This window comes from Cellulosimicrobium sp. NPDC055967 (assembly GCF_042269845.1).
Taxonomy (GTDB): domain Bacteria; phylum Actinomycetota; class Actinomycetes; order Actinomycetales; family Cellulomonadaceae; genus Cellulosimicrobium.
Genome location: NZ_JBHJYJ010000005.1, coordinates 277920 through 303234, shown reverse-complemented (window position 1 = coordinate 303234; position 25315 = coordinate 277920). Strand labels below are relative to the sequence as shown.

Annotated in this window: 22 protein-coding genes; 14 read left to right on the top strand and 8 right to left on the bottom strand. The window is 74.8% G+C overall.

The window, feature by feature from the left end:
• Nucleotides 1–24 precede the first annotated feature (24 nt).
• The 10 genes from ACFC2L_RS09720 to ACFC2L_RS09675 all read left to right on the top strand — a co-directional run bounded on the left by ACFC2L_RS09720 (nucleotide 25) and on the right by ACFC2L_RS09675 (nucleotide 11799).
• A complete protein-coding gene (locus ACFC2L_RS09720) occupies nucleotides 25–759 on the top strand; it encodes a DedA family protein (RefSeq protein WP_375824098.1) in 735 nt (244 codons plus the stop codon).
• A gap of 128 nt (nucleotides 760–887) precedes the next feature.
• A complete protein-coding gene (locus tag ACFC2L_RS09715; RefSeq protein ID WP_375824096.1) occupies nucleotides 888–2729 on the top strand; it encodes a bifunctional lysylphosphatidylglycerol flippase/synthetase MprF in 1842 nt (613 codons plus the stop codon).
• Nucleotides 2726–3559 carry a hypothetical protein gene (locus tag ACFC2L_RS09710; protein WP_375824095.1) on the top strand — a complete coding sequence of 278 codons (834 nt, stop codon included), beginning with the start codon at nucleotides 2726–2728 and terminating at the stop codon, nucleotides 3557–3559. The genes ACFC2L_RS09715 and ACFC2L_RS09710 overlap by 4 nt, the downstream gene beginning before the upstream one ends.
• Nucleotides 3560–3654: 95 nt before the next feature.
• Nucleotides 3655–4881, top strand: coding sequence for a MalY/PatB family protein (locus tag ACFC2L_RS09705; RefSeq protein WP_375824094.1), 1227 nt, complete (start codon nucleotides 3655–3657; stop codon nucleotides 4879–4881).
• A gap of 83 nt (nucleotides 4882–4964) precedes the next feature.
• Complete coding sequence (locus tag ACFC2L_RS09700) at nucleotides 4965–5255, top strand: DUF1905 domain-containing protein (RefSeq protein ID WP_375824093.1); 291 nt, start codon at nucleotides 4965–4967, stop codon at nucleotides 5253–5255.
• A 176-nt stretch (nucleotides 5256–5431) separates the two neighbouring features.
• Nucleotides 5432–6931 carry a WXG100 family type VII secretion target gene (locus ACFC2L_RS09695; RefSeq protein ID WP_375824092.1) on the top strand — a complete coding sequence of 500 codons (1500 nt, stop codon included), beginning with the start codon at nucleotides 5432–5434 and terminating at the stop codon, nucleotides 6929–6931.
• Nucleotides 6928–7623 carry a hypothetical protein gene (locus ACFC2L_RS09690; protein ID WP_375824091.1) on the top strand — a complete coding sequence of 232 codons (696 nt, stop codon included), beginning with the start codon at nucleotides 6928–6930 and terminating at the stop codon, nucleotides 7621–7623. The genes ACFC2L_RS09695 and ACFC2L_RS09690 overlap by 4 nt, the downstream gene beginning before the upstream one ends.
• Before the next feature lie 141 nt (nucleotides 7624–7764).
• Nucleotides 7765–9756 carry a penicillin-binding transpeptidase domain-containing protein gene (locus ACFC2L_RS09685; RefSeq protein WP_375824090.1) on the top strand — a complete coding sequence of 664 codons (1992 nt, stop codon included), beginning with the start codon at nucleotides 7765–7767 and terminating at the stop codon, nucleotides 9754–9756.
• A gap of 133 nt (nucleotides 9757–9889) precedes the next feature.
• Nucleotides 9890–10042 carry a putative leader peptide gene (locus ACFC2L_RS09680; protein WP_375824089.1) on the top strand — a complete coding sequence of 51 codons (153 nt, stop codon included), beginning with the start codon at nucleotides 9890–9892 and terminating at the stop codon, nucleotides 10040–10042.
• Between the two features lie 278 nt (nucleotides 10043–10320).
• Nucleotides 10321–11799 carry a dicarboxylate/amino acid:cation symporter gene (locus ACFC2L_RS09675; RefSeq protein WP_375824134.1) on the top strand — a complete coding sequence of 493 codons (1479 nt, stop codon included), beginning with the start codon at nucleotides 10321–10323 and terminating at the stop codon, nucleotides 11797–11799.
• An 83-nt stretch (nucleotides 11800–11882) separates the two neighbouring features.
• Here ACFC2L_RS09675 and ACFC2L_RS09670 read toward each other — a convergent pair whose 3' ends face one another.
• The 6 genes from ACFC2L_RS09670 to ACFC2L_RS09645 all read right to left on the bottom strand — a co-directional run bounded on the left by ACFC2L_RS09670 (nucleotide 11883) and on the right by ACFC2L_RS09645 (nucleotide 16510).
• Nucleotides 11883–12191, bottom strand: a complete 309-nt coding sequence (locus ACFC2L_RS09670) for an SHOCT domain-containing protein (protein WP_375824088.1) — start codon at nucleotides 12189–12191, stop codon at nucleotides 11883–11885.
• Nucleotides 12192–12324: 133 nt separating this feature from the next.
• Nucleotides 12325–12990, bottom strand: a complete 666-nt coding sequence (locus ACFC2L_RS09665; RefSeq protein WP_375824087.1) for a response regulator — start codon at nucleotides 12988–12990, stop codon at nucleotides 12325–12327.
• A complete protein-coding gene (locus ACFC2L_RS09660; RefSeq protein WP_375824086.1) occupies nucleotides 12987–14231 on the bottom strand; it encodes a sensor histidine kinase in 1245 nt (414 codons plus the stop codon). Before ACFC2L_RS09660 ends, ACFC2L_RS09665 begins: the two co-directional genes overlap by 4 nt.
• A 123-nt stretch (nucleotides 14232–14354) precedes the next feature.
• Nucleotides 14355–14834, bottom strand: coding sequence for an SRPBCC family protein (locus ACFC2L_RS09655; RefSeq protein WP_076403944.1), 480 nt, complete (start codon nucleotides 14832–14834; stop codon nucleotides 14355–14357).
• Nucleotides 14835–14988: 154 nt separating this feature from the next.
• Complete coding sequence (locus ACFC2L_RS09650; RefSeq protein WP_076403943.1) at nucleotides 14989–15453, bottom strand: hypothetical protein; 465 nt, start codon at nucleotides 15451–15453, stop codon at nucleotides 14989–14991.
• 127 nt (nucleotides 15454–15580) lie between these two features.
• On the bottom strand, nucleotides 15581–16510 hold the full coding sequence (locus ACFC2L_RS09645; RefSeq protein ID WP_375824085.1) for a zinc-binding alcohol dehydrogenase family protein: 930 nt from the start codon (nucleotides 16508–16510) through the stop codon (nucleotides 15581–15583).
• A gap of 177 nt (nucleotides 16511–16687) precedes the next feature.
• On the opposite strand from ACFC2L_RS09645, the gene ACFC2L_RS09640 reads away from it, so the two are divergent.
• Nucleotides 16688–17071 carry a TraR/DksA family transcriptional regulator gene (locus tag ACFC2L_RS09640; protein WP_375824084.1) on the top strand — a complete coding sequence of 128 codons (384 nt, stop codon included), beginning with the start codon at nucleotides 16688–16690 and terminating at the stop codon, nucleotides 17069–17071.
• Between the two features lie 99 nt (nucleotides 17072–17170).
• Here the strand turns inward: ACFC2L_RS09640 and ACFC2L_RS09635 are convergent, their stop codons facing one another.
• Together ACFC2L_RS09635 and ACFC2L_RS09630 are read right to left on the bottom strand one after the other, a co-directional pair.
• Nucleotides 17171–17935: a glucose 1-dehydrogenase gene (locus tag ACFC2L_RS09635; RefSeq protein ID WP_375824083.1), complete on the bottom strand. Its 765-nt coding sequence runs from the start codon at nucleotides 17933–17935 to the stop codon at nucleotides 17171–17173.
• A 125-nt stretch (nucleotides 17936–18060) separates the two neighbouring features.
• Nucleotides 18061–18723, bottom strand: coding sequence for a TetR/AcrR family transcriptional regulator (locus ACFC2L_RS09630; RefSeq protein ID WP_375824082.1), 663 nt, complete (start codon nucleotides 18721–18723; stop codon nucleotides 18061–18063).
• Nucleotides 18724–18899: 176 nt separating this feature from the next.
• Here ACFC2L_RS09630 and ACFC2L_RS09625 point away from each other — a divergent pair, with 176 nt between their 5' ends.
• From ACFC2L_RS09625 to lysX, 3 genes are read left to right on the top strand one after another with little or no spacing between them, the layout of a single operon-like run.
• A complete protein-coding gene (locus tag ACFC2L_RS09625) occupies nucleotides 18900–20306 on the top strand; it encodes a glutamate decarboxylase (protein ID WP_085386818.1) in 1407 nt (468 codons plus the stop codon).
• A gap of 27 nt (nucleotides 20307–20333) precedes the next feature.
• Nucleotides 20334–21977: an APC family permease gene (locus tag ACFC2L_RS09620; protein WP_375824081.1), complete on the top strand. Its 1644-nt coding sequence runs from the start codon at nucleotides 20334–20336 to the stop codon at nucleotides 21975–21977.
• Nucleotides 21974–25315 carry a bifunctional lysylphosphatidylglycerol synthetase/lysine--tRNA ligase LysX gene (gene lysX / locus ACFC2L_RS09615; RefSeq protein ID WP_375824080.1) on the top strand — a complete coding sequence of 1114 codons (3342 nt, stop codon included), beginning with the start codon at nucleotides 21974–21976 and terminating at the stop codon, nucleotides 25313–25315. Before ACFC2L_RS09620 ends, lysX begins: the two co-directional genes overlap by 4 nt.

Sequence of the window (25315 nt, the reverse complement as noted above, 5' to 3'; positions counted from 1 at the left end):
GTCGCTCGCCTAGGCTCGGGAACCATGCCCTCCGGACTCTCGACCGCCCTCTCGGCCGCCCTGCCCGCCGCGTCGACGGCGGAGCCCGCGCTCGACGGCGTCGCGGGCTGGGCCGTGAACCTCATGGAGACGCTGGGCCCGGTCGGTGCTGCGATCGCGATCGCGCTCGAGAACCTGTTCCCGCCCCTGCCGAGCGAGATCATCCTCCCGCTCGCGGGCTTCACCGCGAGCCAGGGCAGCTTCGGCCTCGTCGAGGCGATCCTGTGGACGACGGCCGGGTCGATCGTCGGGGCACTGGCGCTGTACCTGGTCGGGGCGCTCGTCGGGCGCGAGCGCACGCGCTGGATCGCGGAGCGGCTGCCGCTCGTCAAGGTCGCGGACGTCGACCGCACCGAGCAGTTCTTCCTCAAGCACGGCGGCGCGACCGTCTTCTTCGGCCGCTTCATCCCGATCTTCCGCAGCCTCATCTCGATCCCGGCCGGGGTCGAGCGCATGCCGCTGTGGAAGTTCACCGCGCTCACCGCCGCGGGCAGCCTTGTGTGGAACACGATCTTCGTCTACGCCGGGTACGCGCTCGGCGAGCAGTGGCACGTCGTGGAGGAGTACGCGGGCGTGCTCCAGAAGGTCGTCATCGCGGTCGTCGCGGCCGCGGTCGTGTGGTTCGTCGTGACGCGCGTCTGGCGCTGGGTGAACGACGACGAGCGCCCCGCCCACGCGCGCGGCGGGCGGTCCTCGTCTCCCGCCCGGGACGACGCCTGACCGCTCCCGACGCCTGACGGTCCGGACCCGGAGCGTCCCGACGCCGGGTGTCCCCGCGCTCGTGTCGCGGCCGCGCCCCGTGGCCGCCCGCCCGCGCGGTCGGGACGGGCCTGGCGGATGATCGGAGCGTGCCCGACGAGACCCCCCGACCGAGCGCGTCGCCGAGCCCGTCACCGAGCCCGTCACCGAGCGCGTCGTCCGGCGCGTCGCGAGCCGCGCCCGCCGCCGGGGCCGACGGGGCGCTCGTCGCGACGGGGCGGCACTCCCCGCTCGCGGCCCAGCGGCACCGCGTCCGCGTGCGCCGGGTCGCCGCGACCGTCGTCGTGGTCCTGGCGGTGCTCTCGCTCGCGGGCCTCGTCGCGCGGCGGCTCTGGGAGCGGCTGACCGTCTTCCAGGACTTCCTGCCGGGCGTCGAGGCGAGCAGCCGTGCGTCGAGCATCCTGCTCGCCGCACTCGTGCTGCTCCTCACGGCGCGCGGGCTGCGCAACGGCCACCGCCTCTCGTGGGTCGTCACGTGCGCGGTCCTGGGCCTGACGGCGGTCGCGCACCTGGTGCACCACCGGCACGCGCTGCCCGCGGCCGTCGTGCTGCTCGCGGTCGGGTGGCTCCTCACGCAGTGGCGCGCGTTCCCCGTCCTGCCCACGCAGCGCGCGGTGCGCCGGGCCGTGCTGCTCCTCGTCGCGATCGGGGTCGCGCTCGTCCTCGTCGTGGTCGCGGTCGCCGTGGTGCTCGCGGCGCGCGACGCGGGCGACGCCGAGCTCGAGAGCGCGGCCCGCGGGATCGCCGTCGTCGCGACGGTGCTGAACCTCGTGCTCGTGGTGCTCGTGCTCTGGTGGCTGCTCTCCCCGCGGTCGCCCAGGCCTGCGACGCCCGCGGAGCACCTCGCCGAGCGGGAGAAGGCGCGCGCCGTCGTGGCCGCGCACGGGGGCGGCACGCTCGACTACTTCGCCCTGCGCGACGACAAGGACTGGTTCTTCGTCGGCCACGGCGTCGTCGCCCACTCGGTCCGCAACGGCGTCTGCCTCGTCTCTCCCGACCCGGTCTGCCCGTCCGCCGAGCGCGAGCTCGTCTGGGCCGAGTTCCTCGACCACGTCGCGCGCAACGGCTGGAAGGTCGCGGTCGTGGCGGCGGGCGAGCCGTGGCTGCCCGTCTACGAGGCGTCGGGCCTGCTCCCGGCCTACCTCGGCGACGAGGCCACCGTCGACTGCCCGTCGTTCACGCTCGAGGGCAAGGCCCACAAGTCGCTGCGCCAGGCCGTGAACCGCGTCGCGCGCGCCGGGTACACGACGACGTTCCACGACCCCACGACCCTCGACCCCGCGCTGCGCGACCAGGTCGTCGCGATGAGCGACGAGTCCCGGCGCGGCGAGGACGAGCGGGGGTTCTCCATGACGCTCTCGCGCCTGTTCGACCCGCACGACACCGGCCTCATGCTGTCCGTCACCCGGTCCGCCGAGGGGCGCGTGGACGCGTTCTGCCAGTGGGTGCCCGCGAGCGACATCGACGGCTGGTCGCTCGACGTCATGCGCCGCCGCCTCGACGTCCCCGACCTGCCGAACGGTCTCGTCGACGCGACGATCGTCGCGACGGTCGCGGAGCTCGTCGCGCGCGGCCAGCGCGGGCTGGGCCTCAACTTCGCCGTCCTGCGCGAGCTCATGGAGGGCGAGCGCGACTCGCGGCTCGACCAGCTCGTGCGGCCCGTCGTCAAGAAGTTCTCCGAGGGCACGCAGGTGGAGACGCTCGCGACGTTCAACGACAAGTTCGACCCCGGCTGGACCCGCCGCTACGTCGTCCTCGACTCGGCGGAGCAGGCCGCCGCGCAGGCGCTCGTCATGGCCGGCGCGGAGGGGGTCACGGAGATCCCCGTGATCGGCCGGTTCCTGCGCGGGGTGGGCACCGCGCCGACGGAGCCCGCTCCGGGCGTCGCGCCGTCCCGACCCGCCGCCGCGGCGGGGGACGAGACCTCGTGATCCTGTCGCTCCTCGCCGCCGTCGCCGCCAGCGTCCTGTACGCGGTGAGCACGATCATGCAGGCCGTCGCGACGCGGCGCGCCCACGGCCTCGCGGCCGTCGCGCAGCCGCTCGTCATCGGCGGGCTGGTGATCGACGGCGTCGCGTGGCTCCTCTCGCTGCTCGCCCTCGACCACCTGCCGCTGTTCGTCGTGCAGGCCGTCGTCGCGGCGTCGCTCGTCGTCGTCGTGCTGCTCGCGCGGCTCGTGCTCGGCGCGACGCTGCGCCGCACGGACCTCGTGGCGATGGGCGTCGTCGTCCTGGGTCTCGTCGTGCTGGCGCTCGCCGCGGGGGAGCAGCCCGCGACGCACCCGCCGGCGGGCTTCGCGACGTGGGTGAACGTCGCCGGGGCCGCCGTCGCGGTGGGCACGGCCGCGGCGTACCGGCGCGGGCACCCCGTGCTCCTCGCCGTGCTCGGCGGCCTCGGGTACTCGGTGGCGGCGGTCGCCGCGCGCGGCGCGCACGCGTCCGGCGACCTGCTCGACACCGTCTTCCAGCCGCTCGCCGTCGCGATCGTGCTGGGCGGCGTCGCGGGCGCGCTCGCGTACCTGCGCGCGCTCGAGCGCGGCGCGGTGGGCACGGTCGCCGCGACCGTGTCCGTCCTCGAGGTGCTCGTGCCCGGGATCGTCGGGCTCGCGGTGCTGGGCGACGTCGTGCGGTCGGGCTGGGCCGTGCCCACGGTGGTCGCGACGCTCGCCGCGGTGGGCGGCTGCGTCGTCCTCGCGACGAGCCCGGCGAACGCCGCCGCAGAGGAGTCGGCCCCCACCCCCGCGGCCCCGGACACGACCTAGGGTGGGCCGGATCGACCCGTCGAACCCGGGGTCGCTCCCCACGCGCACGGCTTCCTGAGGAGATGTCCCGGGTTCGGCACCGAGGGAGGAGAACGATGCGCACACCCCTGGACGTCCTCACGCTCGACGAGCTGCGCCGTCGGACGTCGGTGAAGTGGCGCGCGTTCGACCCCGACGTGCTGCCGCTGTTCGTCGCGGAGATGGACGTCGCGCCGTGCGAGGCCGTGGTCGACGCCGTCACCGCGGCCCTGCGCGCGGGCGACACCGGGTACGACGTCGGCACCGCCTACGGCGAGGCGTACGCGCGGTTCGCCGCGCGCCGGTGGGGCTGGTCGTTCGACGCGTCGACGTCGCGCACGCTGCCCGACGTCATGCTCGCGATCGTCGAGGTGCTGCGCGTGCTCACGGCTCCGGGCGACGCGGTCGTCGTGAACCCGCCCGTCTACCCGCCGTTCTACGGGTTCACCGCGAACGAGGGACGGCGGGTCGTCGACGCCCCGCTCGGCACCGACGGGCGGCTCGACCTCGGCGCGCTCGAGCGCGCGTTCGCCGACGCGACGGGCGCCGCCGCGAACGGGAGCGGCCCCGGGAGCGGGCGCCGCGCCGTCTGGCTCGTGTGCAACCCGCAGAACCCCACCGGGACGACCCACACCCCCGCGGAGCTGGAGGCGGGGCTCGCGCTCGCCGCCCGGTACGGGGTGCGCGTCGTCGCGGACGAGATCCACGCGCCGCTCACGCGCCCGGGCCTCGACGGCCGCCCGGCGACGACCCACACCCCGCTCCTCGCCGTCCCGGGCTCCGAGCGGGCCGTCGCGATCGTCTCCGCGTCCAAGGCCTGGAACCTGCCGGGTATCAAGGCCGCGGCGGCCGTCGCCGGGGCCGACGCCGCCGCCGACCTGCGCAGGATCCCCGAGGAGGCGAGCCACGGCGTGCAGCACGTGTCGGTGCTCGCGCACGTCGCCGCGCTCGACCACGGGGAAGCGTGGCTCGACGCGGTCCTCGCGGGCGTCGAGCGCAACGCGTGGCTCCTCGCCGACCTCCTCGCGGAGCACCTGCCGGACGTCGGCTACCGCCCCGGCGAGGCGACCTACCTCGCGTGGCTCGACTGTCGAGGGATCGACGGCGTTCCCTCTCCCGACGGCGTCCTGGCGCCCGCACAGGACCCGCGCGGTTGGTTCCTCGACCAGGCGCGCGTCGCGCTGGAGGACGGCCGCCGGTTCGGCCCCGGCGGCGAGGGCCACGTGCGCCTCAACCTCGCGACGGGCGTCGACGTGCTCTCCGAGGCCGTGGAGCGCATGGGCGCCTCCCTCGGGCGGCGCTGAGCGGCCGACGCCGCGACCGACGACTTCGCGCGTCGCGCCCGGTCAGCACCTCGACCAGCACCCCGACCCACCTGGAGGCACCCGTGCCGTTCGACCCCGTCCCCCTCGACCGCACGTTCACCGCACCCGTCGGCGTCGACGTCAAGGGCGACACCTGGCCCTGCGTCGAGGTGCCGGAGGCGCGCGAGCTCTTCGGTTCCCTGCGGTCGGTGCGCGTCGACGCGACCGTCGACGACGTGCCGCTGCGGAACGTCGGGCTGATGCCGACCGGCGCCGGCGGGCTGATGCTGTCGCTCAACGCCGCCGTGCGCAAGCGCCTCGGCAAGGACGTGGGCGACACCGTGACCGTGCGCCTCGAACGCCGCCTGAGCTGAGGCCGCGGGTCTTGCGGCCCGTCCCGCGCGACGACGCCCGTCGCGTCGTGCGGGATGGGCAGCACTCCCCATCGCGACGGACGCCCGCGCCGCGTACCGTCGGCGTGCGACCGTCGAGACGAGGCTGTCGACACGTGCGCGTGAGGGGACACGCGCAGGTGCGGGGAGGGGACGGCATGAGCGGCATGTGGGGCGCGGACGTCCGGGCGCTGCGCGCGCTCGCGTCGACCCTGCGCGGGGGCGCGGACGCGCTGCGGACCCACCGGGCGCAGGTGACGTCCGTCGTCGACGCCGCGACCCGGTGGGAGGGCCCCGACGCCGCGGAGTTCCGCGACGACTGGGCGTCGAGCCTCGGCCCCTCGCTCGCCACGACCGCGACCCTCCTCGACGCCGCGGCCGACCAGCTCGCCGCCGACGCCGACCAGCAGGAGTCCGCCAGCAGCGACGGTGGTGGCACCCTCGGCGGCCCGGGTGGCGGTCCGCCGTCGGGACCCGGCGGCCCCCGGCAGAGCGTCCCCACGCCCACCCCCGCCGAGTACGCCGCGATGGACGCGAGCGAGCGCGCGGACTGGCTCGCGAACGCGACGGACGCCCAGGTCGCCGCGCTCTACGCCCAGATGGTGCGGCTCGGCGTCGACCCCGACTCCCCAGGGTTCTCCGACCTCGCCGTCGCGCACTGGACGCGCGTCGCCGCCGGCGAGGCGGGCTTCGACTTCGCCGACTGGGACCCGTCCGCCGGGGCGTCGGCCAACCGCGAGATCATCGAGGGCGTCTACACGTACTACGGCGAGCTCTACCTCGACCACCCGTGGATGCAGTGGGCCGGCATGGCCGCGATGATCGGGCCGTCCTTCGCCGCCGGGTTCTTCGACCTCGACATGATGCGGCAGCTCGCGCAGGACGTCGCGACCGGTGCGCGGGCCCTCCCGCCCGGCGTCGACCGCGCGGCGCTCGAGGCGATCGCGACCATGACCGACGCCGAGCTCGGGTTCTACGAGAACCAGTTCCTGTCGATGCAGCGCGAGATCTTCGTCGACCAGGCCGTCATGCACGAGGCGTACCTGAACGGCGGCATGGAGGAGATGGAGCGGCTGCTCGAGGCCGGCGTCATCGACGACGCCGCGTACCAGGCGTGGTCGGACATCGAGGCCGGGCGCGCGGGCGACGCGCAGGCGCTCGCGGACGGCAACACCGCGCTGCTGTGGCGCGAGCAGAACCAGATCATCGCCGACGACTGGCAGACCATGCGCGGCCACCCCGTCACGGGCGAGGCGTTCACGTACCTCATGACGCTCGTCGGCGAGCCGTCGATCCCCGGCGCGGGCACGTACGCGCAGTACGACCCGTTCACGGTGAGCGTCGAGACGCCCGGCCCCGAGAACATCGGCATCCCGTTCACGGGCATCTCCTTCGACAACCCCGTGCAGGGGACCGTGACGGTCGAGACCCCGCTCCCGGGCGGCAACATCGCCGACCAGGCGACCCGCTGGGAGTACATCTCGAACGACACGCTGCCCGCGTACCAGCAGCTCGTCACCCAGCACCCGGACCAGGCCGCGCAGATCATCGGCACGGACGTGTCCGACCGGATCGACGACTACCGGCTCACGAACCCCGCACGCATCGGCCGCATCCTTGACAGACTGACCGAGTGGGACGTGGACGTGGACCAGTGAGCCGGAGCGACGCAGGCGGGCGGCGAGGGGCGGCGGCGCGGGCCGCGGTCCTCCCGGTCCTGCTCACCGGGTCGCTCGCCGGATCGCTCGTCGTGACGGGATGCACCGTGACGTTCGACGGCCCGGACGACGCGACCACGAGCCCGGGCGGGACGAGCACGGCGACCGGTAGGACGGCGTCGGGCGGCGAGGCCGGGACGGCGACGATCGAGGACATCGAGAGGGGCGAGCCCATGCGCTGGGACGTGAGCAGGCCGATCACCGCGGAGTCCGTGGGGCTGGGCGAGTCGCAGGCCGTCGTGCGGGTGCCCGACGGCGCGGCACAGGTCGAGCTGACCCTCGCCGACGGCACGTGGTCCACGACGGCCGAGGAGCTGACGATCCAGCCGCGGCGCGGGTACGTGAGCACGATCAACGTGTTCCGCACCCTGTCCGGCGGCCAGGCGGTCCACGACCAGCTCGTCGCCGACGCCGAGGTGCTCGGCCTCCCCCGGTCGCAGGTGGACCGCTGGCTCGAGGAGCTGCCCGCGTCGCTCGACGCGTCGCGCGCGGGCGGGACGCGCGAGCGCACCGGCATCAACGGGTCCAACGGCGACGTCGTCACGTCCGTGCAGATCAGCCACGAGCCCGGGCCGGGCGGGGACGAGAGCATCCGCCTCTGGTACGCGATCAGCCCGGTCACGCCCGACTGACGGCTCGGCCGGCCTCGCCCGCGCGCCCGGCGTGAAGAAGCCGGGGACGAACCGGGCCGGTTCGCCCCGGAGGTCCGGGACGTCCGGGGGGTGAGGTAGCGTCCCTCCCGTCCCGAACGGCACGGAGCAGGGGAGCAGCGAGTGAGCAGCGTCGCGCACGACCACGGCCGGACGACCACGCAGGTCCGTCCGCGCCTCCGGCACCGGGCCGTGCGCTGGGCGAGCGCCGCGGCGCTCGCGCCCGTCCTGGCCCTGCCGCTCGCCGCGTGCACGCCCGACCGGCCGGAGGCGCAGGACGCGGCGGACGCGCTCGCGCAGGCGATCGAGGCGGGCGACGTCAGCGCCCTGGAGTTCCGCAACGGCGCCGCGAAGGACGTCCAGGCCCACCTCGAGGCCGTGCTCGAGCCGCTCGCGCCGTACGAGCGCACGGTCGAGGTCTCCACGGTGGACGTCGTGGAGGAGGGCGACGACGCGGGCGACCGCGCGACGGCGACGCTTGCCTACCGCTGGGAGGTCGCCGGGGAGCAGGCCTGGGAGTACACGACGACGGCGGAGCTGTCGTTCGCGGAGGCGGCCGACGGCGAGGACGGGCCCGGGGCCTGGGACGTCGTGTGGGAGCCGGACGTGCTCGTCCCCGAGCTCGGCCAGGGGGACCGGCTCGCGGTGAACCGCGTGCCCGCCGTGCGTGCAGGCATCCTCGGCGCGGACGACGTCCCGATCGTCCAGGACCGGCCGGTCTACCGGATCGGCGTCGACAAGACCCTCGTCGCCTCGGGCGCCTGGGACCGCGCCGCGCGCGAGCTCGCCGCGGTCGTCGGGCTCGACCCGGAGGAGTACGCGCAGCGCGTCGCGGGCGCGGGGGAGAAGGCGTTCGTCGAGGCGATCACCGTCCGCACCGAGGACACCGCGGGCGTGGACGTCGACGCCGCGCGCGGGGTCGACGGCGTCCGCGTGCTCGACGACGAGCTCCCGCTCGCGCCGACGCGCGAGTTCGCGCGCCCCATCCTCGGGCGCGTGGGGGACGCGACGGCGGAGATCGTCGAGGAGTCCGAGGGCGCGATCGCCGCCGGTGACCAGGTCGGGCTCTCCGGCCTCCAGCGTCAGTACGACGAGCAGCTCCGGGGTGTCCCGGGCCTGTCGATCGAGGTCGTGCCGGGCGAGGGCGACGCCGACGGCGAGGTGACCGAGGTCTTCTCGGTGGACCCGGTGGACGGCGTCCCCCTCAGCACGACCATCCGGCCGGACATGCAGGTCGCCGCCGAGGCGGTGCTGGCGGGGCAGGGGCCGAGCGCGATCGTCGCGATCCAGCCCTCGACGGGGGCGGTGCTGGCCGCGGCGAGCTCGACGGCGGGCGAGGGGCTCTCGACCGCGACCACCGGCCAGTACGCGCCGGGCTCGACCTTCAAGGTCGCGACGACGCTCGCGATGCTGCGCGCGGGGCTCACGCCCGACACGACCGTCGCGTGCCCGCCCACGATCTCCGTGGACGGCCGCGAGTTCCAGAACGTCCCGGGCTACCCGACGGCGGCCCTCGGCGACGTGCCGCTGCGCACCGCGTTCGCCAACTCGTGCAACACGGCGATGATCGGGCAGCGGGACACGGTGACGCAGCAGGCGCTGCACGACGCCGCCGCGTCGCTCGGGCTGGGCGTCGAGTCTGAGCTGGGCGCGCCCGCGTTCTTCGGTGACGTCCCGACCGACTCGCAGGGCACCGAGCACGCCGCGTCGATGATCGGGCAGGGCAAGGTCCAGGCCTCGCCGCTGGCGATGGCGACCGTCGCGGCGAGCGTCGCCGCCGGGCACACGGTGTCGCCCGTCCTGGTCCACCCGGACGTGCAGACCGTCGCCGACGAGCAGCCCGCGAGCACCCTCACCGAGGAGGAGGCGGCGACGCTGCGCGACCTCATGCGCGCCGTCGTCACCGAGGGGTCGGCGTCGATCCTCCAGGACCTCCCGGGGGAGCCCGGCGCCAAGACGGGCACCGCCCAGTACGGCGACGGCAGCCAGTCCCACGCCTGGATGATCGCCACCCAGGGCGACCTCGCGGTCGCCGTGTTCGTCGAGACCGGCGACGGCGGCGCCGTCACCGCGGGCCCGCTCCTGCACGCCTTCCTCGACGCCCCCAACGCCTGACCTCGCGAGATAGCGACGCCCGGCCCCGAACCCTGGAAAAACGGTGCCGAGCGTCGCTATCTCGGCGGGGGATCGCTATCTCGCGGGGGGCGGGGAATAGCGCCCCCGGTCGGGTCGTTGTGCACCAGCGGGTATGATCGGTTGCCGCGGGCGTCCGACTGCCCGCTTTCCAGCGAGAACCCACCGTTCCGGGAGAACCTTCGTGTTCGTCAGCGTGCCTGCCTGGCAGCTCACCCAGCGCCGCGACGTCGACCTCCGTCGAGTCGCCAGCGCGCTGTGTCGCTGACCCCCCGTCGCCGCTGACGCCTCTCCGCCTCCGCACACCCGTCAGGACCCCGGGTCGCCTCGCGACCCGAGCCGCTGACGTGCGTGGCGCGCCCCGCGACGTCAGGACCTCACGCCGTCCGGCGTGACGCCCTGCCCGGGCCGCGCTGCTGCCGGCGCCCCGCGACGACGTCCCGAGCCCCTCTCCCGAGAGCGGGCGCTCGTGCGCTCGCGACACCCGAAAGGTCCCCCGTGTCCTCGACCCCCTCACCGGCCTCCTCGAAGGCCGGCTCGCAGCAGGTGAGCCAGGCCCCGGCCGCCGCACCCGCGACGAAGAAGCGCCGGTTCCCCTCGTTCAGCGTCCAGATCCTGCTGGGCCTCGCGGTCGGCGTCGGCCTCGGTGCCCTCGCCCTCGCCATGGGCCCGCAGGACGCGGCCGGCGAGGTCCCCAACGGCCTGACCACGACGCTCGACACCGTCGGCTCGTCGTTCGTCACGCTGCTCAAGGCCGTCGTGCCGCCGCTCATCTTCACCGCGATCGTCGCGTCGATCGCGAACCTGCGCACCGTCACCAACGCCGCGCGCCTCGCCGGCCAGACGCTCCTGTGGTTCGCCATCACCGCGGCGATCTCCGTGGCCGTCGGCATCGGCCTGGGCCTGCTGTTCAACCCGGGCCAGAACGCCTCGGTGTCCGTCGACGACGCCTACGAGGCCGGGCGCACCGGCACGTGGCTCGACTTCCTCACCGGCCTCATCCCGGGCAACGTCCTGGGCCTCGGGGCGTCGACCCGCCTGTCGACGGGCGACGACGGCGCGCTCACGGGTGCCGCCGAGACGTCGGTGAGCTTCAACGTCCTGCAGATCCTCGTCGTCGCGCTGGTCATCGGCATCGCGGCGCTCAAGTCGGGCAAGAAGGCGGACCCGTTCCTCGCGTTCAACCGCTCCGCGCTCGCGATCGTGCAGAAGGTGCTGTGGTGGATCATCCGCCTCGCGCCGATCGGCACCGCCGGCCTCATCGGCTACGCGATCGCCGCCTACGGGTGGTCGTCGCTCGCCTCGCTCGCGTGGTTCGCCGTCGCGATCTACGTCGGCCTCGCGGTCGTGCTGTTCGTCGTCTACCCGATCCTCCTGCGCACCAACGGCCTGAAGATCTCGAGCTACTTCAAGGGCGCGTGGCCCGCGATCCAGCTCGCGTTCGTCTCGCGCTCCTCGATCGGCACGCTGCCCGTGACGCAGCGCGTCACCGAGCGCAACCTCGGCGTCCCGAGCGAGTACGCGTCGTTCGCCGTGCCGCTGGCCGCGACGACCAAGATGGACGGTTGCGCCTCGATCTACCCGGCCATCTCGGCGATCTTCGTCGCGCAGATCTTCGGCATCGACCTGTCGATCACCGACTACCTGCTCATCGCGTTCGTGTCCGTCGTCGGTTCCGCCGCCACCGCGGGCCTCACCGGCGCGATCGTCATGCTGACGCTCACGCTCTCGACCGTGGGTCTGCCGCTCGCGGGCGTCGGCCTGCTGCTGGCGATCGACCCGATCCTCGACATGGGCCGCACCGCGGTGAACGTCGCGGGCCAGGCGCTCGTCCCGACGATCGTCGCCAAGCGCGAGGGCATCCTCGACCTCGAGCAGTACGAGTCCGCCAGCGCGGAGGACCTCTTCGTGGACGAGGACGACGACGCGTCGTCCGAGCCGACCACCACCGCGACCTCGGCGACGTCCGAGACCGCGGAGGCAACGCCGTCGGGCGAGAAGGAGCCCGTGGGCGCCTCCGCCTGACGCCGACCAGGCGATTCCTCGCCGTCGAGCACGACGTTGCTGCCGTTATCCGCGGGATAACGGCAGCAACGTCGTTTTCGGCGTCAGGGCTGGGGGCGACCCTCGCGCAGGACCGCGAGGCGCGAGCGGTACTCCTGCTCGTCGATCTCGCCGCGCGCGTACCGCTCGCCGAGGATCGCGACGGGGTCCGGGCCAGCCGTGCGCCAGCCGTTCGGGCCGCCCGGGGCCCAGCCGCGGCGTGCACGGCGCGCGACGAGGAAGATCACGGACGCGAACAGCAGGAACCACAGCAGGGGGAAGACGAACCACCACGGTCCGGGTCCCCAGCCGGCGTGCGTCACGGACGCGACGGCCTGCGTGGGGACCACGGCCCCGGTGAGTGCGGTGAGCATGACGACCTCCGGTGTCGGTGCGCCCCGCCGGGCGGCGGGTGCGGCCGCGATCCGGCCGCACGTCCAGGCTTCCGGGTGCCCGACGGCGCGTCGTCACCCGTGCGTGCCGACCTCGCTCGTCCCGTGGTGCCGGTCAGCCCGCCCAGCCCGGGCGCACGAGCCCGGACTCGTAGGCCGCGACGACGAGCTGCGCGCGGTCGCGCGCGCCCACCTTGGCCATGACGCGCGACACGTGCGTCTTCACCGTCGACTCCGACAGGTAGAGCGTGCCCGCGATCTCGTCGTTCGAGAGCCCGCCCGCGACCTCGACGAGCACCTCGCGCTCACGCGGCGTGAGCTCCGTGAGACCGGGGACCGGCCCGACGGCGCGCGTCGCGTCCGCGACCCGGGACAGCAGGCGCCGGGTCACCGTGGGCGAGAGCAGGGCGTCGCCGCGCGCCGCGACCCGCACCGCCCGGACGAGGTCGACGGGCTCGGTGTCCTTGACGAGGAAGCCGCTCGCGCCGCCGCGGATCGCGTCCGTCACGTACTCGTCGAGCTCGAACGTGGTGACCACCACGACGTGCACGTGCGACGCGGCGCGGTCGGCGACGATCCGCCGGGTCGCCTCGAGGCCGTCCAGACCGGGCATCCGGATGTCCATGAGCACGACGTCGGGCAGGTGCTCGAGCGCGAGGCGGACGGCGTCGTCGCCGGTCGCGGCCTCCGCGACGACGCGCATGTCGTCCTCGGAGTCGATGAGCGCGCGGAAGCCGCCACGCACGAGAGCCTGGTCGTCGGCCAGCACGACGTCGATCACGGTGCCTCCTCGCGCTGCGGCGGTGCGTCGTCGGCCGCGTCGGACCGTCCGGCGGCGCCCGGCCCGGGCGGGGAGCCCGGCCAGGGAAAGACTGCCCGCACCCGGAAGCCACGTCCAGAGGAGGACGGCGCGGCGCCGGCGGCGAGCGAGCCGCCGACGCTCTCGACGCGCTCGCGCATGCCCCGCAGGCCGTAGCCCGGCTCCGGCTCCGCGCCTGGGGCCGCGCCGTCGTCGGTCACGGTCACGGTCACCGCGCCGTGCGGTGCGGGACGCACCGCGACCTGCACGTCCGCCCGCGTGGCGCCGTGCGCGTGCCGCCGCACGTTGGTCAGCGACTCCTGCACGACGCGGTAGACGACGCCCGCGAGCCGGTCGGGCAGTCCCGCCGCGGCCGGGTCGACGTCGAGCGCGAACGCGAGGCCGCCTCCCTCCGCCTGCCGCACGAGCCGGGGGAGCGCCGCGAGGTCCCACGTCGGGGCGAGGGGCGCGACGTCGTCGTGCGCGTCGCCGCGCACGATGCCCAGCACCGCGCGCACCTCGTCGAGCGCCTCGGTGCTCGCGGCGCGGATCGCGGTCAGCGCACCGCGGGCCTGCTCGGGGTCGCGGTCGAGCAGGTGCAGGCCGACGCCCGCCTGGACGGTGATGGCGGACAGCGAGTGCGCGAGCACGTCGTGGACCTCGCGCGCGATCCGCAGGCGCTCGTCGGCGACGGCGGTCCGCTCCCGCTCGGCGCGCGCCAGGCGCTCGGTCTCGCGAGCCGCGGCGAGCCGCGCGGACCGGTCGCGGACCGTCCCGGCGACGAGCAGCACGACGACGGTCCACGCGGTCCCACCGAGCAGCGTCGCCGGGGGCGGCGCGTCCGGGCGGAGCGCCGCCGCCGTGACGACCGCGCCCGCCAGGAGCACCGCCCCGCCCCACGCGACCCGGCGCGCGCGCACCGCGGGTCCGCTGAGCAGCACCCCCACGAGCACGCCCACGGGACCGGCGAGCACCGGGCCCCACGCGTACCCGGCGACGAGGAACGTGCCCGCGGCACCCACGGACACGACGACGGCGACGACCGGCCACCGCACGAGGAGCACGAGGGCGAGCGGGGGCACGAGGAGGAGCGCGAGCGCCGCGGCGTCGAGCGGCCGGGCACCGGGCTGGCCGTGCGTCGCGCCCACCGAACCGGCGACCGTGACCACCGCGAGCACCACGGCGAGGAACGCCCGGGGGCGGCGGCGGTCGAGCGGGCCCATGCGTCGCACGCTACGCCGCGCGCGGCCGGGCCGCGTCCGACCGGGGTACCGGGCGACGTCGTCCCGGGGTGCCGGGCCGCGTGGCCCCGGGGTGCCGCGCGGCGGCGGACGGAGGCGCGGGCGTCAGGCGCCGTCGTGCACCGCGTCGAGCACGACCGGGTCGGCGCACCCCCGCGCGAAGCCGGCGATGCGCCGGTCGACGTCGCGCTGGAGCACCCACGACCCGACGCGCTCGGCGACCGGGGCGAGCCAGCGCGGTCGGCACCGGAAGCTGTACCGCCACGTCGCGCGCGTGCCGCCGCCCGGGTCGGGCGCGAAGCGCCAGCCGCCCGCGAGGTTCTCGAAGAACCACGACCCGCGGACCATGCGCATGCCGACGTTGGTCGGCGGGTTGTACGAGACGTACTCGCTCACCATGGACAGCCCGCTGCGGTGCCGGGTGAAGGTCTGCACGCCCTTCGCGGGCGCGGTCGCGCCGTCGAGGAAGTGCTGGTGGCGGATGAAGGGGTCCCAGCGCAGGCGGACGGCGCCCGTCGTCTGCGAGACGGCGAACGCCGTCGCGGGGTCGACGGGGACCACGAGCGAGGACTCGACGACGGGCATGGTCGGATGCTCCCACGCCGGGCGGCGCTTCGCCGCCCGCCTCAGGTCGCGACGAGCCCGGCACCGGCGTGCCCCCAGGCGCGAGCAGGCCCCGGACGCGAGGACGGCCCGCCCCTCGACGAGGGACGGGCCGTCCGGACCGCGGCGCGTGGCGTCAGGACGCGAACGCGTACCCGGCCTCGACGCACTGGGCGCGGAACGCGTCGAGCGATGCCTGGAGATTCGACGTGCTGATGGTCTCGCCCTGGACGGCGGCCTCGAAGGGTGCCTTGATCCCGTTGAGGTTCTCCTGGAGCTCCGGGTCGGCGAAGTTCTGCACCGCGGCGATGCGCTCGCGCGTCGTGTAGATCGCGGCGGCGGCGTCCTCGTCGTCCGGCGTGGCGAGCAGCGGCGTCGTCTCGGTGACGAGGCGCTCGGCGGAGTACTCGCCGCCGTAGAAGGTGCTGCACGTCGTGGTGACGGCGACGACGGTCGGCGTGACCTCGGGGGCCGCCTCGGTCGTGGTCTCGGTCGCGGGGGTGGTCGCCGCGTCGTCGCTCGCCGGGTCGGTCGGCGAGGCGCAGGACGCCAGCAGGAGGGCACAGGAGAGCGCCGCGGTGGCGGCAAGAAGCTTACGCATGCTAACGATTCCACACTCTGGCGCACGCGGGGCGCAAGAAGATTGAGCGGGCGCCGGGGCGGGAGCCGCGGAATCTCGCGGCTCGTGCGGCGAGCTTGTGCTCAGCGTCACAAAGGAGCGCGTCGCGTCATACGACGTCGAGGACGACCTTCCCGCGCACGTGCCCCTCGGCGACGAGGCGCAGCGCCTCCGCGGCCTCGGCGAGCGGGAACCGGGCCGAGATCTCCGCCCGGAGCCGTCCGTCCTCGGCGAGCGCGAGCACCTCGTCGAGGGCGCCCTTCGCGTCGACCTTGTCGGCGATCCCGGCGGCGCGCGAGGTGTCCGTCCCGACGACGGTCACGGCGCTCGGCGGGTCGTCGGCGTCGGCGGGGGAGAGGTGCTCGCCCAGCAGCGCGACGGTCGCGGCCACGGTCTCCTCCGTGCCGACGAGGTCGACGATGACGCTCACCTCGTCGAGCCCGTCGGGCAGCGCGCGGACCGCGTCGACGAGCCCCGGGCCGTACGCGACGGGCGTCGCACCGAGGTCGCGCACGTAGTCGTGGTTCGCGGGCGAGGCCGTCCCGACGACGCGGGCACCGAGCGCGGTCGCGATCTGCACCGCCGCGGACCCGACGCCCCCGCTCGCGCCGTGCACGAGCACGACGTCGCCCTCGCCCGTGTCGGCCTGCACGAGCGCGGAGAACGCGGTCGCGGCCGCGACGGGCAGGACCGCGGCCTGGTCGAAGGGGACGGACGACGGCTTGCGCCGCACGTGGTCGGCGCGGACGAGCGAGAGCTCGCGCTGCGCCCCCGTGCCGTGCCACACGACCTCGTCGCCGGGGGCGAGGTCCGGAACGTCGGGCCCGACGGCGTCGACCACCCCGGCCGCCTCGAACCCCAGCACGCCGGGGACGCGGCCACCGAACGCGCCGGCGAGCCGCTTGAGGTCCGCGGGGTTGACGCCGACGACGCGGTTCGTGACGCGCACCTGGCCGGGGCCGGGAGCGCCGACCTCCTCGTCGTCGACCCGCAGGCCCTCGGGCCCGCCGAACTCCTCGAAGACGACGACCGTGCTCATGCCGACCCCCGTGGTCTCGCCGTCGGTCGCCCACCGCGAGGGCGAGTCCGCGCGGTGGCCCCGGGGTGGCCGGGCGGTTCCACTCTTCCATCGCGGACCGCCGCTGTCATGCGGCGGACGTGGGCAGGAGTACCCGTCCGGGACGGTTTCACCCCGTCCCGAGCGTTGGGGAGGGTGATGACGACACCGTTCGAGAGCTCCGACCACCCGCTCGACCCCCGGCCCGCGCGCGAGCGGCTGCTCGCCGTGCGCGCGGAGGCGTCGGAGCGCCTGCGGGCGCTGCGCGCCGACGTCGCGGGCATCGTCGAGGCGTCGCGCGACTCCAACGCGGACGACGAGCACGACCCCGACGGCGCGACGATCGCGTTCGAGCGCGCCCAGGTGGACGCGCTCGCGCGCGACGCGGCCGCGCGGGTCGAGGAGGTCGACGCCGCCCTCGCCCGCCTGGACGCAGGGACCTACGGCGTCTGCGCGGGGTGCGGGCAGCAGATCGCCGCCGGGCGCCTGGAGGCGCGCCCGACGGCGCGGACCTGCGTCGCGTGCGCGGCCGCGGCGCGCTGAGCGACCGGGCCCGCCGCGACCGGGGCCGCCGCGACCGGGCCTGCCGCGACCGGGCCTGCCGCGACCGGGCCTGCCGCGGCCGGGCCGATCGCGGCCGGGTCAGAGCTGGCCGTGGCCCTTCTTGGACGGGACGCCGGCGATGAGGCCGCCGTCCACGACGAACTCCGAGCCCGTCGAGTACGACGCCTCGTCGCTCGCGAGGAAGACGATCATGCGCGAGACCTCCTCGGGCGCCGCGGGGCGGCCGAGCGGGATGAGGAGGTCGTCCGGGTTGAGCGACGCGGTCATGGGCGTCGAGATGAACCCGGGGTGCACCGAGTTGACGCGCACGCCGTACGGGCCGAGGTCGAGCGCGACGGACTTCGTCAGCCCGCGGACGCCGAACTTCGACGCGACGTAGCCGTGCAGGCCCGCGCTCCCGCGCATGCCCTCGACCGACGAGATGTTGATGATCGACCCCGCGCCGGCCTTCGCCATGATCGGCGACACCGCGCGGATCCCGAGGAACGTGCCGGTGAGGTTGATGTCGATGATCCGGCGCCACGCGGCGACGTCGAACTCCGTGATCGGACCGCCGTTGGCGATGCCCGCGTTGTTGACGAGCACGTCGACGCGCCCGAACGCGTCGAGCGTGGCCGCGACGGCGGCCGCCCACTCGTCCTCGCTCGTCACGTCGAGGTGCACGTAGCGGGCGTCGGGGCCGAGCTCGCGCGCGAGCGCCTCGCCCTTCGCGTCGTCGAGGTCCGCGACCACGACCTTCGCGCCCTCGGCGACGAGCGCACGCGCGTTCGTGACGCCCATGCCGCCGGTGCCGCCGGTGACGATCGCGACCTTGTTCTGCACGCTTCCGGGAGTGCTGCCCATGGTGGGGCTCCTTTCCTTGCCGGGCACGGCGGCGTCGGCCCGCCTCGTGAGCGGGGGCGTCGTCGCGCGGGTGGTGCGCACCTGCCCGCCGGGGACCGCGGTCGACCGGCGGAGGGGACGGCTCGTCAGGGCGACGGCGTGGTCCACCAGGCGGGCAGGGCGTCTCGGGCGACCCGCGGGAAGAGCCCGGGGTCACGGGGAGGGGGCGCGGCGAGCCACACCTCGAGCGCGCCGACCGTGCCGAAGCCGACGTACGTCGCGAACGCGCGCGCCGCGACGTCGGCCGTCGCGGTGGTCGTGGCTCCGGCCGACGGCTCGGCCGGGAGTCCCGCCGAGGTGCCGGCCGGGGCCGACGGCAGGAGGCCGGGGTGGGCGTGCAGGTGCTCGACGAGCGTGCCGGTGACGTGGCTCGCGAGCAGCCGGAACAGCGGCGCGCTGAGGCCGCCCTCCAGCGCGCGCTCGTAGACGGGGAGGTGGGCCTCGACGTGCACGACGAGCGCACGGCTCCAGTGGTCGACGACCTCGCGGGAGCGGGCGGCGACGTCGTCGGCCGTCTCGGCGGCCCGGACGTCGGCGAAGAACCGGTCGCGGATCGCGTCGAGCTCGGCGCCGAGCACGCGCGCGAGGAGCTCGGACGGGCTCGACGCGTGGTCGTAGAACGTCACGCGGTTGATCCCCGCCCGGGCCGCGACGGCGGACACCGTGAGCCGGGTGACGTCCTGCTCCGCCGCGAGCGCGAGGATCGCGGTCCGCAGGGCCGCGGCGGTGCGGGCGGTGCGCTTGTCCACGGCCACCTCCTCCGCGTCGTGCCGTGCGCTGCGTCGTCCTCGACGTTACGCCGAGGCAATCACTTAAGCAACAGGTGTTGCCTATCTCACCTGCCCAGAGGCGGTCCCGGGATCGCGGTCGTACCGTCGAGAGAGCGGCCGCAGGTCCGCGGCCACACCAACCCGAGGGGGCGGACATGGTCACGAACACGCGCCGGGCCGAGAGGCACACCGGAGAACCCGACGTCGTCGAGCTCAACCCGATCTTCGCCAGACCGGGGGAGGCGACGGCGCTGCCCAAGTTCCGGTTCCCTGAGGACGAGTCCCTCCAGGAGACGGCGTACCAGATCGTCCACGACGAGGCGATGCTCGACGGGAACGCGCGGCTCAACCTCGCGACGTTCGTCGGCACGTGGATGGACGAGCACGCCGCGCGGCTGTACCTCGAGGCCGCCGACAAGAACATGATCGACAAGGACGAGTACCCGCAGACGGCGGCCGTCGAGACGCGGTGCTGGACGATGCTCGCCGACCTGTGGCACGCGCCCGACCCGGAGCACACCATCGGGACGTCGACCATCGGCTCGTCCGAGGCGTGCATGCTCGGCGGTCTCGCCCTCAAGCGGCGCTGGCAGCACGCGCGCCGCGCCGCCGGCAAGCCGACCGACCGCCCGAACCTCGTGCTCTCGAGCGCGGTCCAGGTGTGCTGGGAGAAGTTCTGCAACTACTTCGAGGTCGAGGCGCGCTACGTCCCGATCTCCGAGGACCACAAGGTCCTCGACGGCCACGACCTCGAGACGTACGTGGACGAGAACACGATCGGCGTCGTCGCCATCATGGGCGTGACCTACACCGGCATGTACGAGCCGGTCGCCGAGATCGCCGCGGCCCTCGACCGGATCCAGGAGTCCACCGGCCTGGACGTGCCCATCCACGTCGACGGCGCGTCGGGCGCGATGATCGCCCCGTTCCTCCAGCCCGACCTCGAGTGGGACTTCCGCGTCCCCCGCGTCGCGTCGATCAACACCTCCGGCCACAAGTACGGCCTGGTCTACCCGGGCCTCGGGTGGGTCGTCTGGCGCGACACGGAGTCGCTGCCGGAGGACCTCGTGTTCCGCGTGAGCTACCTCGGCGGGGACATGCCGACGTTCGCCCTCAACTTCTCGCGCCCCGGCGCGCAGGTGCTCCTCCAGTACTACCTCTTCCTGCGGCTCGGGCGCACCGGCTACGAGGCCGTGCAGCGCACGTCGCGCGACGTCGCCCTCTACCTGTCGGGCGAGATCGCGAAGATGCCCGCGTTCGAGCTGTGGAACGACGGCTCGGACATCCCCGTGTTCGCGTGGCGCCTGCGCGAGGGCCACACGAAGAACTGGGACCTCTACCACCTGTCGGAGCGGCTGCGCACCAAGGGCTGGCTCGTGCCCGCGTACCCCATGCCCGACGACCTCACGGACCTCACCGTCCAGCGCGTCGTCGTGCGCAACGGCTTCAGCCACGACCTGGCGTCCGCGTTCCTCGCGGACCTGCGCGACGAGGTCGAGCTCCTCGACGCCCTCACCGGCCCGATGCCGACCGAGGGCCAGCGCTCCAACTTCCACCACTGACCCGGACGACCGCGGGAAGGACGGACCATGGCACAGGGGGCAGCACAGGATCCGCCCGGAGGCTCGGGACCGCACGTCCGGGCCGACGGCACGCACGCGCCGACGGCGGCGCACGTCCGGCCGCACCCGTACGGGTCGCCCGGCTCCCGGCAGCCGCCGGGCCACGCGGGGCCCGCCATCGGGGCGCCCGCCGCGGGCGCGACGACGTACATGTCGGTCGTGCAGCTCGCGATGCTCACCGTGGTGGTGGTCGCGTCGCTGCGCTCGCTGCCGGCGATGGCGTCGTACGGGCTCGGCTCGGTGACGCTCTTCATCGTCCCGGCGATCCTCTTCCTCGTCCCGACGGCGCTCGTCGCGGCCGAGCTCGCGACCGGCTGGAAGGGCGGCGTCTTCACGTGGGTGCGCGAGGCGTTCGGCGAGCGGGCCGGGTTCGTCGCGATCTGGCTCCAGTGGATCCAGAACGTCGTCTGGTACCCCACGCAGATCGCGTTCATCGCGGCGAGCCTGTCGTTCGTCGTGGGCGACCCGGGCCTCACGCAGAACGGCCTCTACACGGCCGTCGTGATCCTCGTCCTGTACTGGGGGTCGACGCTCATCACGCTCGCCGGCGGCAACCTGTTCGCCAAGGTCGGCTCGTGGAGCGGCGTCTTCGGCACGATCCTGCCCGCCGTCCTGCTCATCGTGCTCGGCGCGGTCTGGCTCGGCACCGGCGAGCGCTCGGAGACGACGCTCGAGGCGTCCGCCGTCATCCCGCCGTGGACCGGGATCGCGTCCATCGTTCTCATCGTCTCGAACGTGCTCGCGTACGCGGGCATGGAGGTCAACGCGGTGCATGCGAACGACCTGCGCAACCCCGGTCGGGGCTTCCCGCGCTCGATCGCCATCGCGACCGTGCTGATCCTCGGTGTCTTCATCCTCCCGACGCTCGCGATCTCCGTGGCCGTCCCGAAGTCCGCGCTCGGCGTGACCGACGGGATCAACCTCGCGTTCAAGGCGTTCTTCGACCACTGGGGCATGAGCTGGGGCACCCCGGTCATCTCGCTCCTCATCGCCCTCGGGGCGTTCGCGTCGGTCGTCACGTGGATCGCCGGGCCGTCGCGCGGCCTGCTCGCCGCGGCCCGGACCGGCCTGCTCCCGCCCGCGCTCCAGCGTCGCAACAAGGCCGGGGTCCAGGTCGGGATCCTCGCGGTGCAGGGCGGGATCGTCACGCTGCTCGCGCTGCTGTTCGTCCTCGTGCCGAACGGCAACACGGCGTTCATCGCGCTGGTCGACATGGCAGCGGCGCTCTACCTCGTCATGTACATGCTCATGTTCGCCGCGGCGATCCGGCTGCGGCGCACCAAGCCCGACGTGGTGCGGACCTACCGCACGCCCGCGATGCGGTTCGTCGCGGGGCTGGGGTTCGTCGCGTGCGCGGCCGCGTTCGTGCTCGCGTTCGTCCGGCCGTCCGGCTTCAGCGGCCTCTCCGAGACCGCCTACCCGATCGTGGTCGCCGGGGTCGTCGTCGTGCTCGGCGGCCCGCCGCTCCTCTTCTACGCGCTGCGGCGCCCCACGTGGGATCGTCGTACCGCGGCGGAGCGGCAGACCGCCGACGACGTCCTCGTCAACCCGCCGACGCAGCCCGCGCCGGCGCCCGCCCGCACACCGCGCGACCCGGAGGAGACCACGTGACGGGTACCAGCACCGTCGGGCGCGAGACGCCCACCCCGGACGGCGGACGGCGCGCTCCAGCGCCGCCCGCCGTCGCGTCGCCCTGGGCCGAGGCGGTCGCACGCTGGGGCGGCCGGATCCTCGAGGTCTACGCGGTGTGGCTCCTCGTCGCGCTGATCCTCCGTCCCGTCGCGCACCACGCCGAGCGCCCGGTCGCCGAGGTCCTGTCGGTCACGAACGTGCCGTCGTACCCGTCGCTCTTCTCCGCGGTCGTGGTCGGGCTCGTCGCGAGCGGCTTCCTGCGCCGGCGCCGCGCCGCGCTGTGGTTCGTGGTCCTCGTCTGGCAGCTCCCGTCCGCGCTCGTCATGCTGCTCGCGATCGTGCTCGACCGGATCGACCCGGCGGCCGGCGTGCTCGACGACGTGCACTGGACGGCGTACGCGGGCGGGCTCGTCGGGCTCGTGCTCGTCGTGGTGCTCGTCGCCGCGCGCCACGCGTTCCCGGCCCGTATTGCCCGGGGTGCGTGGTGGACGGCGGCGCTCGTCCTCGTGCTCGGCCTCGCCGTCGCGACCGGCGTCGTGTGGGCGCTGCTCCAGGTCGTGCCGTCGAGCCTCGACGACCAGTCGGCGCGGCTCGGGTGGGCCCTGAGCGTCTCGGTCGGGCTGTCGCCGCACGAGGAGCCGTTCGCCATCGACGGCGGCGCGCCGGGCTGGCTCGCGCTCGTCGGCGGCCTGCTCGCGGGCGCCGCGCTGCTGCTCGCGGTGCTCGTGTTCCTGCGGACCGGCCCGCGCGACGCCGCACGCACCCCGGACGAGGAGCTCGCCGTGCGCCGTCTGCTCCTGGAGCACCCGAGCGACGACTCGCTCGAGTACTTCGCGACGCGCGACGACCGCTACGCGATCTTCTCGACCGACGGCCGCGCCGCCGTGTCGTACCGCGTGGTGAGCGGCGTGCTGCTCGCCGCGGGCGACCCGCTCGGGGACCCGGCGTCGTGGCCCGACGCGATCGAGCGCACGCTCGCGTACGCGCGGCGCCACGGGTGGGCGCCCGGCGTGCTCTCGGCGAGCGAGAAGGGCGCGCGGGCCTACCGCGACGCCGGGCTCGCCGTCCTCACGATGGGTGACGAGGCGATCGTCGAGACGCGGTCCTTCGACCTCGCGTCGCCGTCGATGCGGCCCGTGCGGCACGCCGTCGCGCGGCCCCAGCGCGAGGGGTACACCGTGCGCCTGCGGCGGCAGCGCGAGATCCCGGCGGACGAGCTCGCGGCGCTCGCGCAGGCCGCCGACGCGTGGCGGCACGGCGAGGACGAGCGCGGCTTCTCGATGGCCCTGGAGCGCCTCGGCAGCCCGCGCGACCCGCGCGTGCTCGTCGTCACCGCGCACGACCGCGACGGCGCGCCGCGCGGCCTGCTCACGTTCGTCCCGTGGGGCCGCAAGGGGGTCTCGCTCGACTACATGCGCCGGTCGCCCGACGCGGTGCCGGGCGTCACGGAGCTCATGATCTCGACGCTCGCGAGCGAGGGCGCGGGCATGGCGATCGACCGGGTCTCGCTCAACTTCGCGATGTTCCGCGGCCTGATCGAGCAGGGCGAGTCGGTCGCGGCGAGCCCCTTCCAGCGCTTCCTGCGCCGCCTCGTCCTCACGGCGTCGCGCTGGTGGCAGCTCGACCAGCTGTACCGCTCGAACCAGAAGTACGAGCCGCGCTGGCGCACGCGCTACCTCTGCTACGCCGCCCCCGCCCAGCTCACGTCCGTGTCGCTCGCGGCGGGGCAGGCCGAGGGCTTCGTGCCGCAGTGGCCCGGCGCGCGCGGCGGCACCGGGAGCCAGCAGGTCGCGACGGCCGACGCCGCGCTCGGCGCCGCCGTGCGCGAGCAGGAGGACGCGCTGCTCGCGCTCGACGTGCCGACCCGGCGGCTCACCGACCAGGAGCGCGCCCGCCGCGCCAAGCTCGACGTGCTCGCGGCGGCCGGCATGCCCGCGTACCCCGTGGCCGTGCCGCGCACGCACCGGCTCGCCGACGTCGACGACCTGCTGCTCGGGCACGAGGTGTCCGTCTCGGGGCGCGTCGTGCGGCTCCGGGACCTCGGGGGCGTCGTCTTCGCCGTCCTGCGCGAGGAGAACCACGAGCGCCAGGTGATGCTCACCGCCGACGGCGCCGCCGACCTCGCGCTCTGGCGCCGCGTCGTCGACCTCGCGGACCAGGTGAGCGTCACGGGGACCGTCGCGCGCAGCCGGACGGGGGAGCTGTCCGTGCACGCGGGGTCGTGGGTCATGGCGTCGAAGTCGCTCAAGGCGCCGCCGGACAAGTTCCGCGGGCTCGCCGACCCGGAGACGCGCATGCGCCTGCGCCACGTCGACCTCGCGCTCGACACGCGGTCGTCCGTGACGCTCCGCGGTCGCTCCGCCGCCGTGCACTCGCTGCGCTCGTCGCTCGTCGAGCGCGGCTTCATCGAGGTCGAGACGCCGATCCTGCAGCGCGTGCACGGGGGCGCGAACGCGCGGCCGTTCCGCACGCACATCAACGCGTACGACATGGACCTGTACCTGCGCATCGCCCCGGAGCTGTTCCTCAAGCAGCTCGCGATCGGCGGCATCGAGCGCGTCTTCGAGCTGGGCCGCAACTTCCGCAACGAGGGCGCCGACGCGACGCACAACCCCGAGTTCACGTCGCTCGAGGCGTACCAGGCGTTCGGCGACTACACGACGATGCGGCACCTCACGCGCGAGCTCGTCGTCGCGGCCGCGGTCGCGGTGCACGGCGACGCCGTGTCGCGCCGGCCCGACGGCAGCGAGGTCCGGCTCGACGGGGAGTGGCCCGTCGTCACCGTGCACGACGCCGTCTCGCGCGCCGTCGGCGCCGAGGTCACCCCGGACACCCCCGACGCGGAGCTGCACGCCCTGTGCGCCCGGCTCGGCATCGAGGTCGGCGAGGACGAGACGCACGGCGCGGTGGTCAACGAGATGTACGACCGCCTCGTCGAGGGCCAGACGGTCGAGCCGACGTTCTACACCGACTTCCCGGTCGAGACGTCGCCGCTCACCCGCGTGCACCGCCGCGACCCGCGCCTCGCGGAGCGCTGGGACCTCGTCGCGTTCGGCGCCGAGCTCGGCACCGCGTACTCGGAGCTCATCGACCCGATCGACCAGCGCGAGCGGTTCACGCAGCAGTCGCTCCTGGCGGCGGCGGGCGACCCGGAGGCCATGGAGATCGACGAGGACTTCCTCTCGGCGCTCGAGTTCGCGATGCCGCCCACCGGCGGGCTCGGCCTCGGTGTCGACCGCATCTACATGACCATCATCGGGGCGTCGATCCGCGAGACGCTCGCCTTCCCGTTCGTGAAGCCGCAGCGCCGGTCCTGA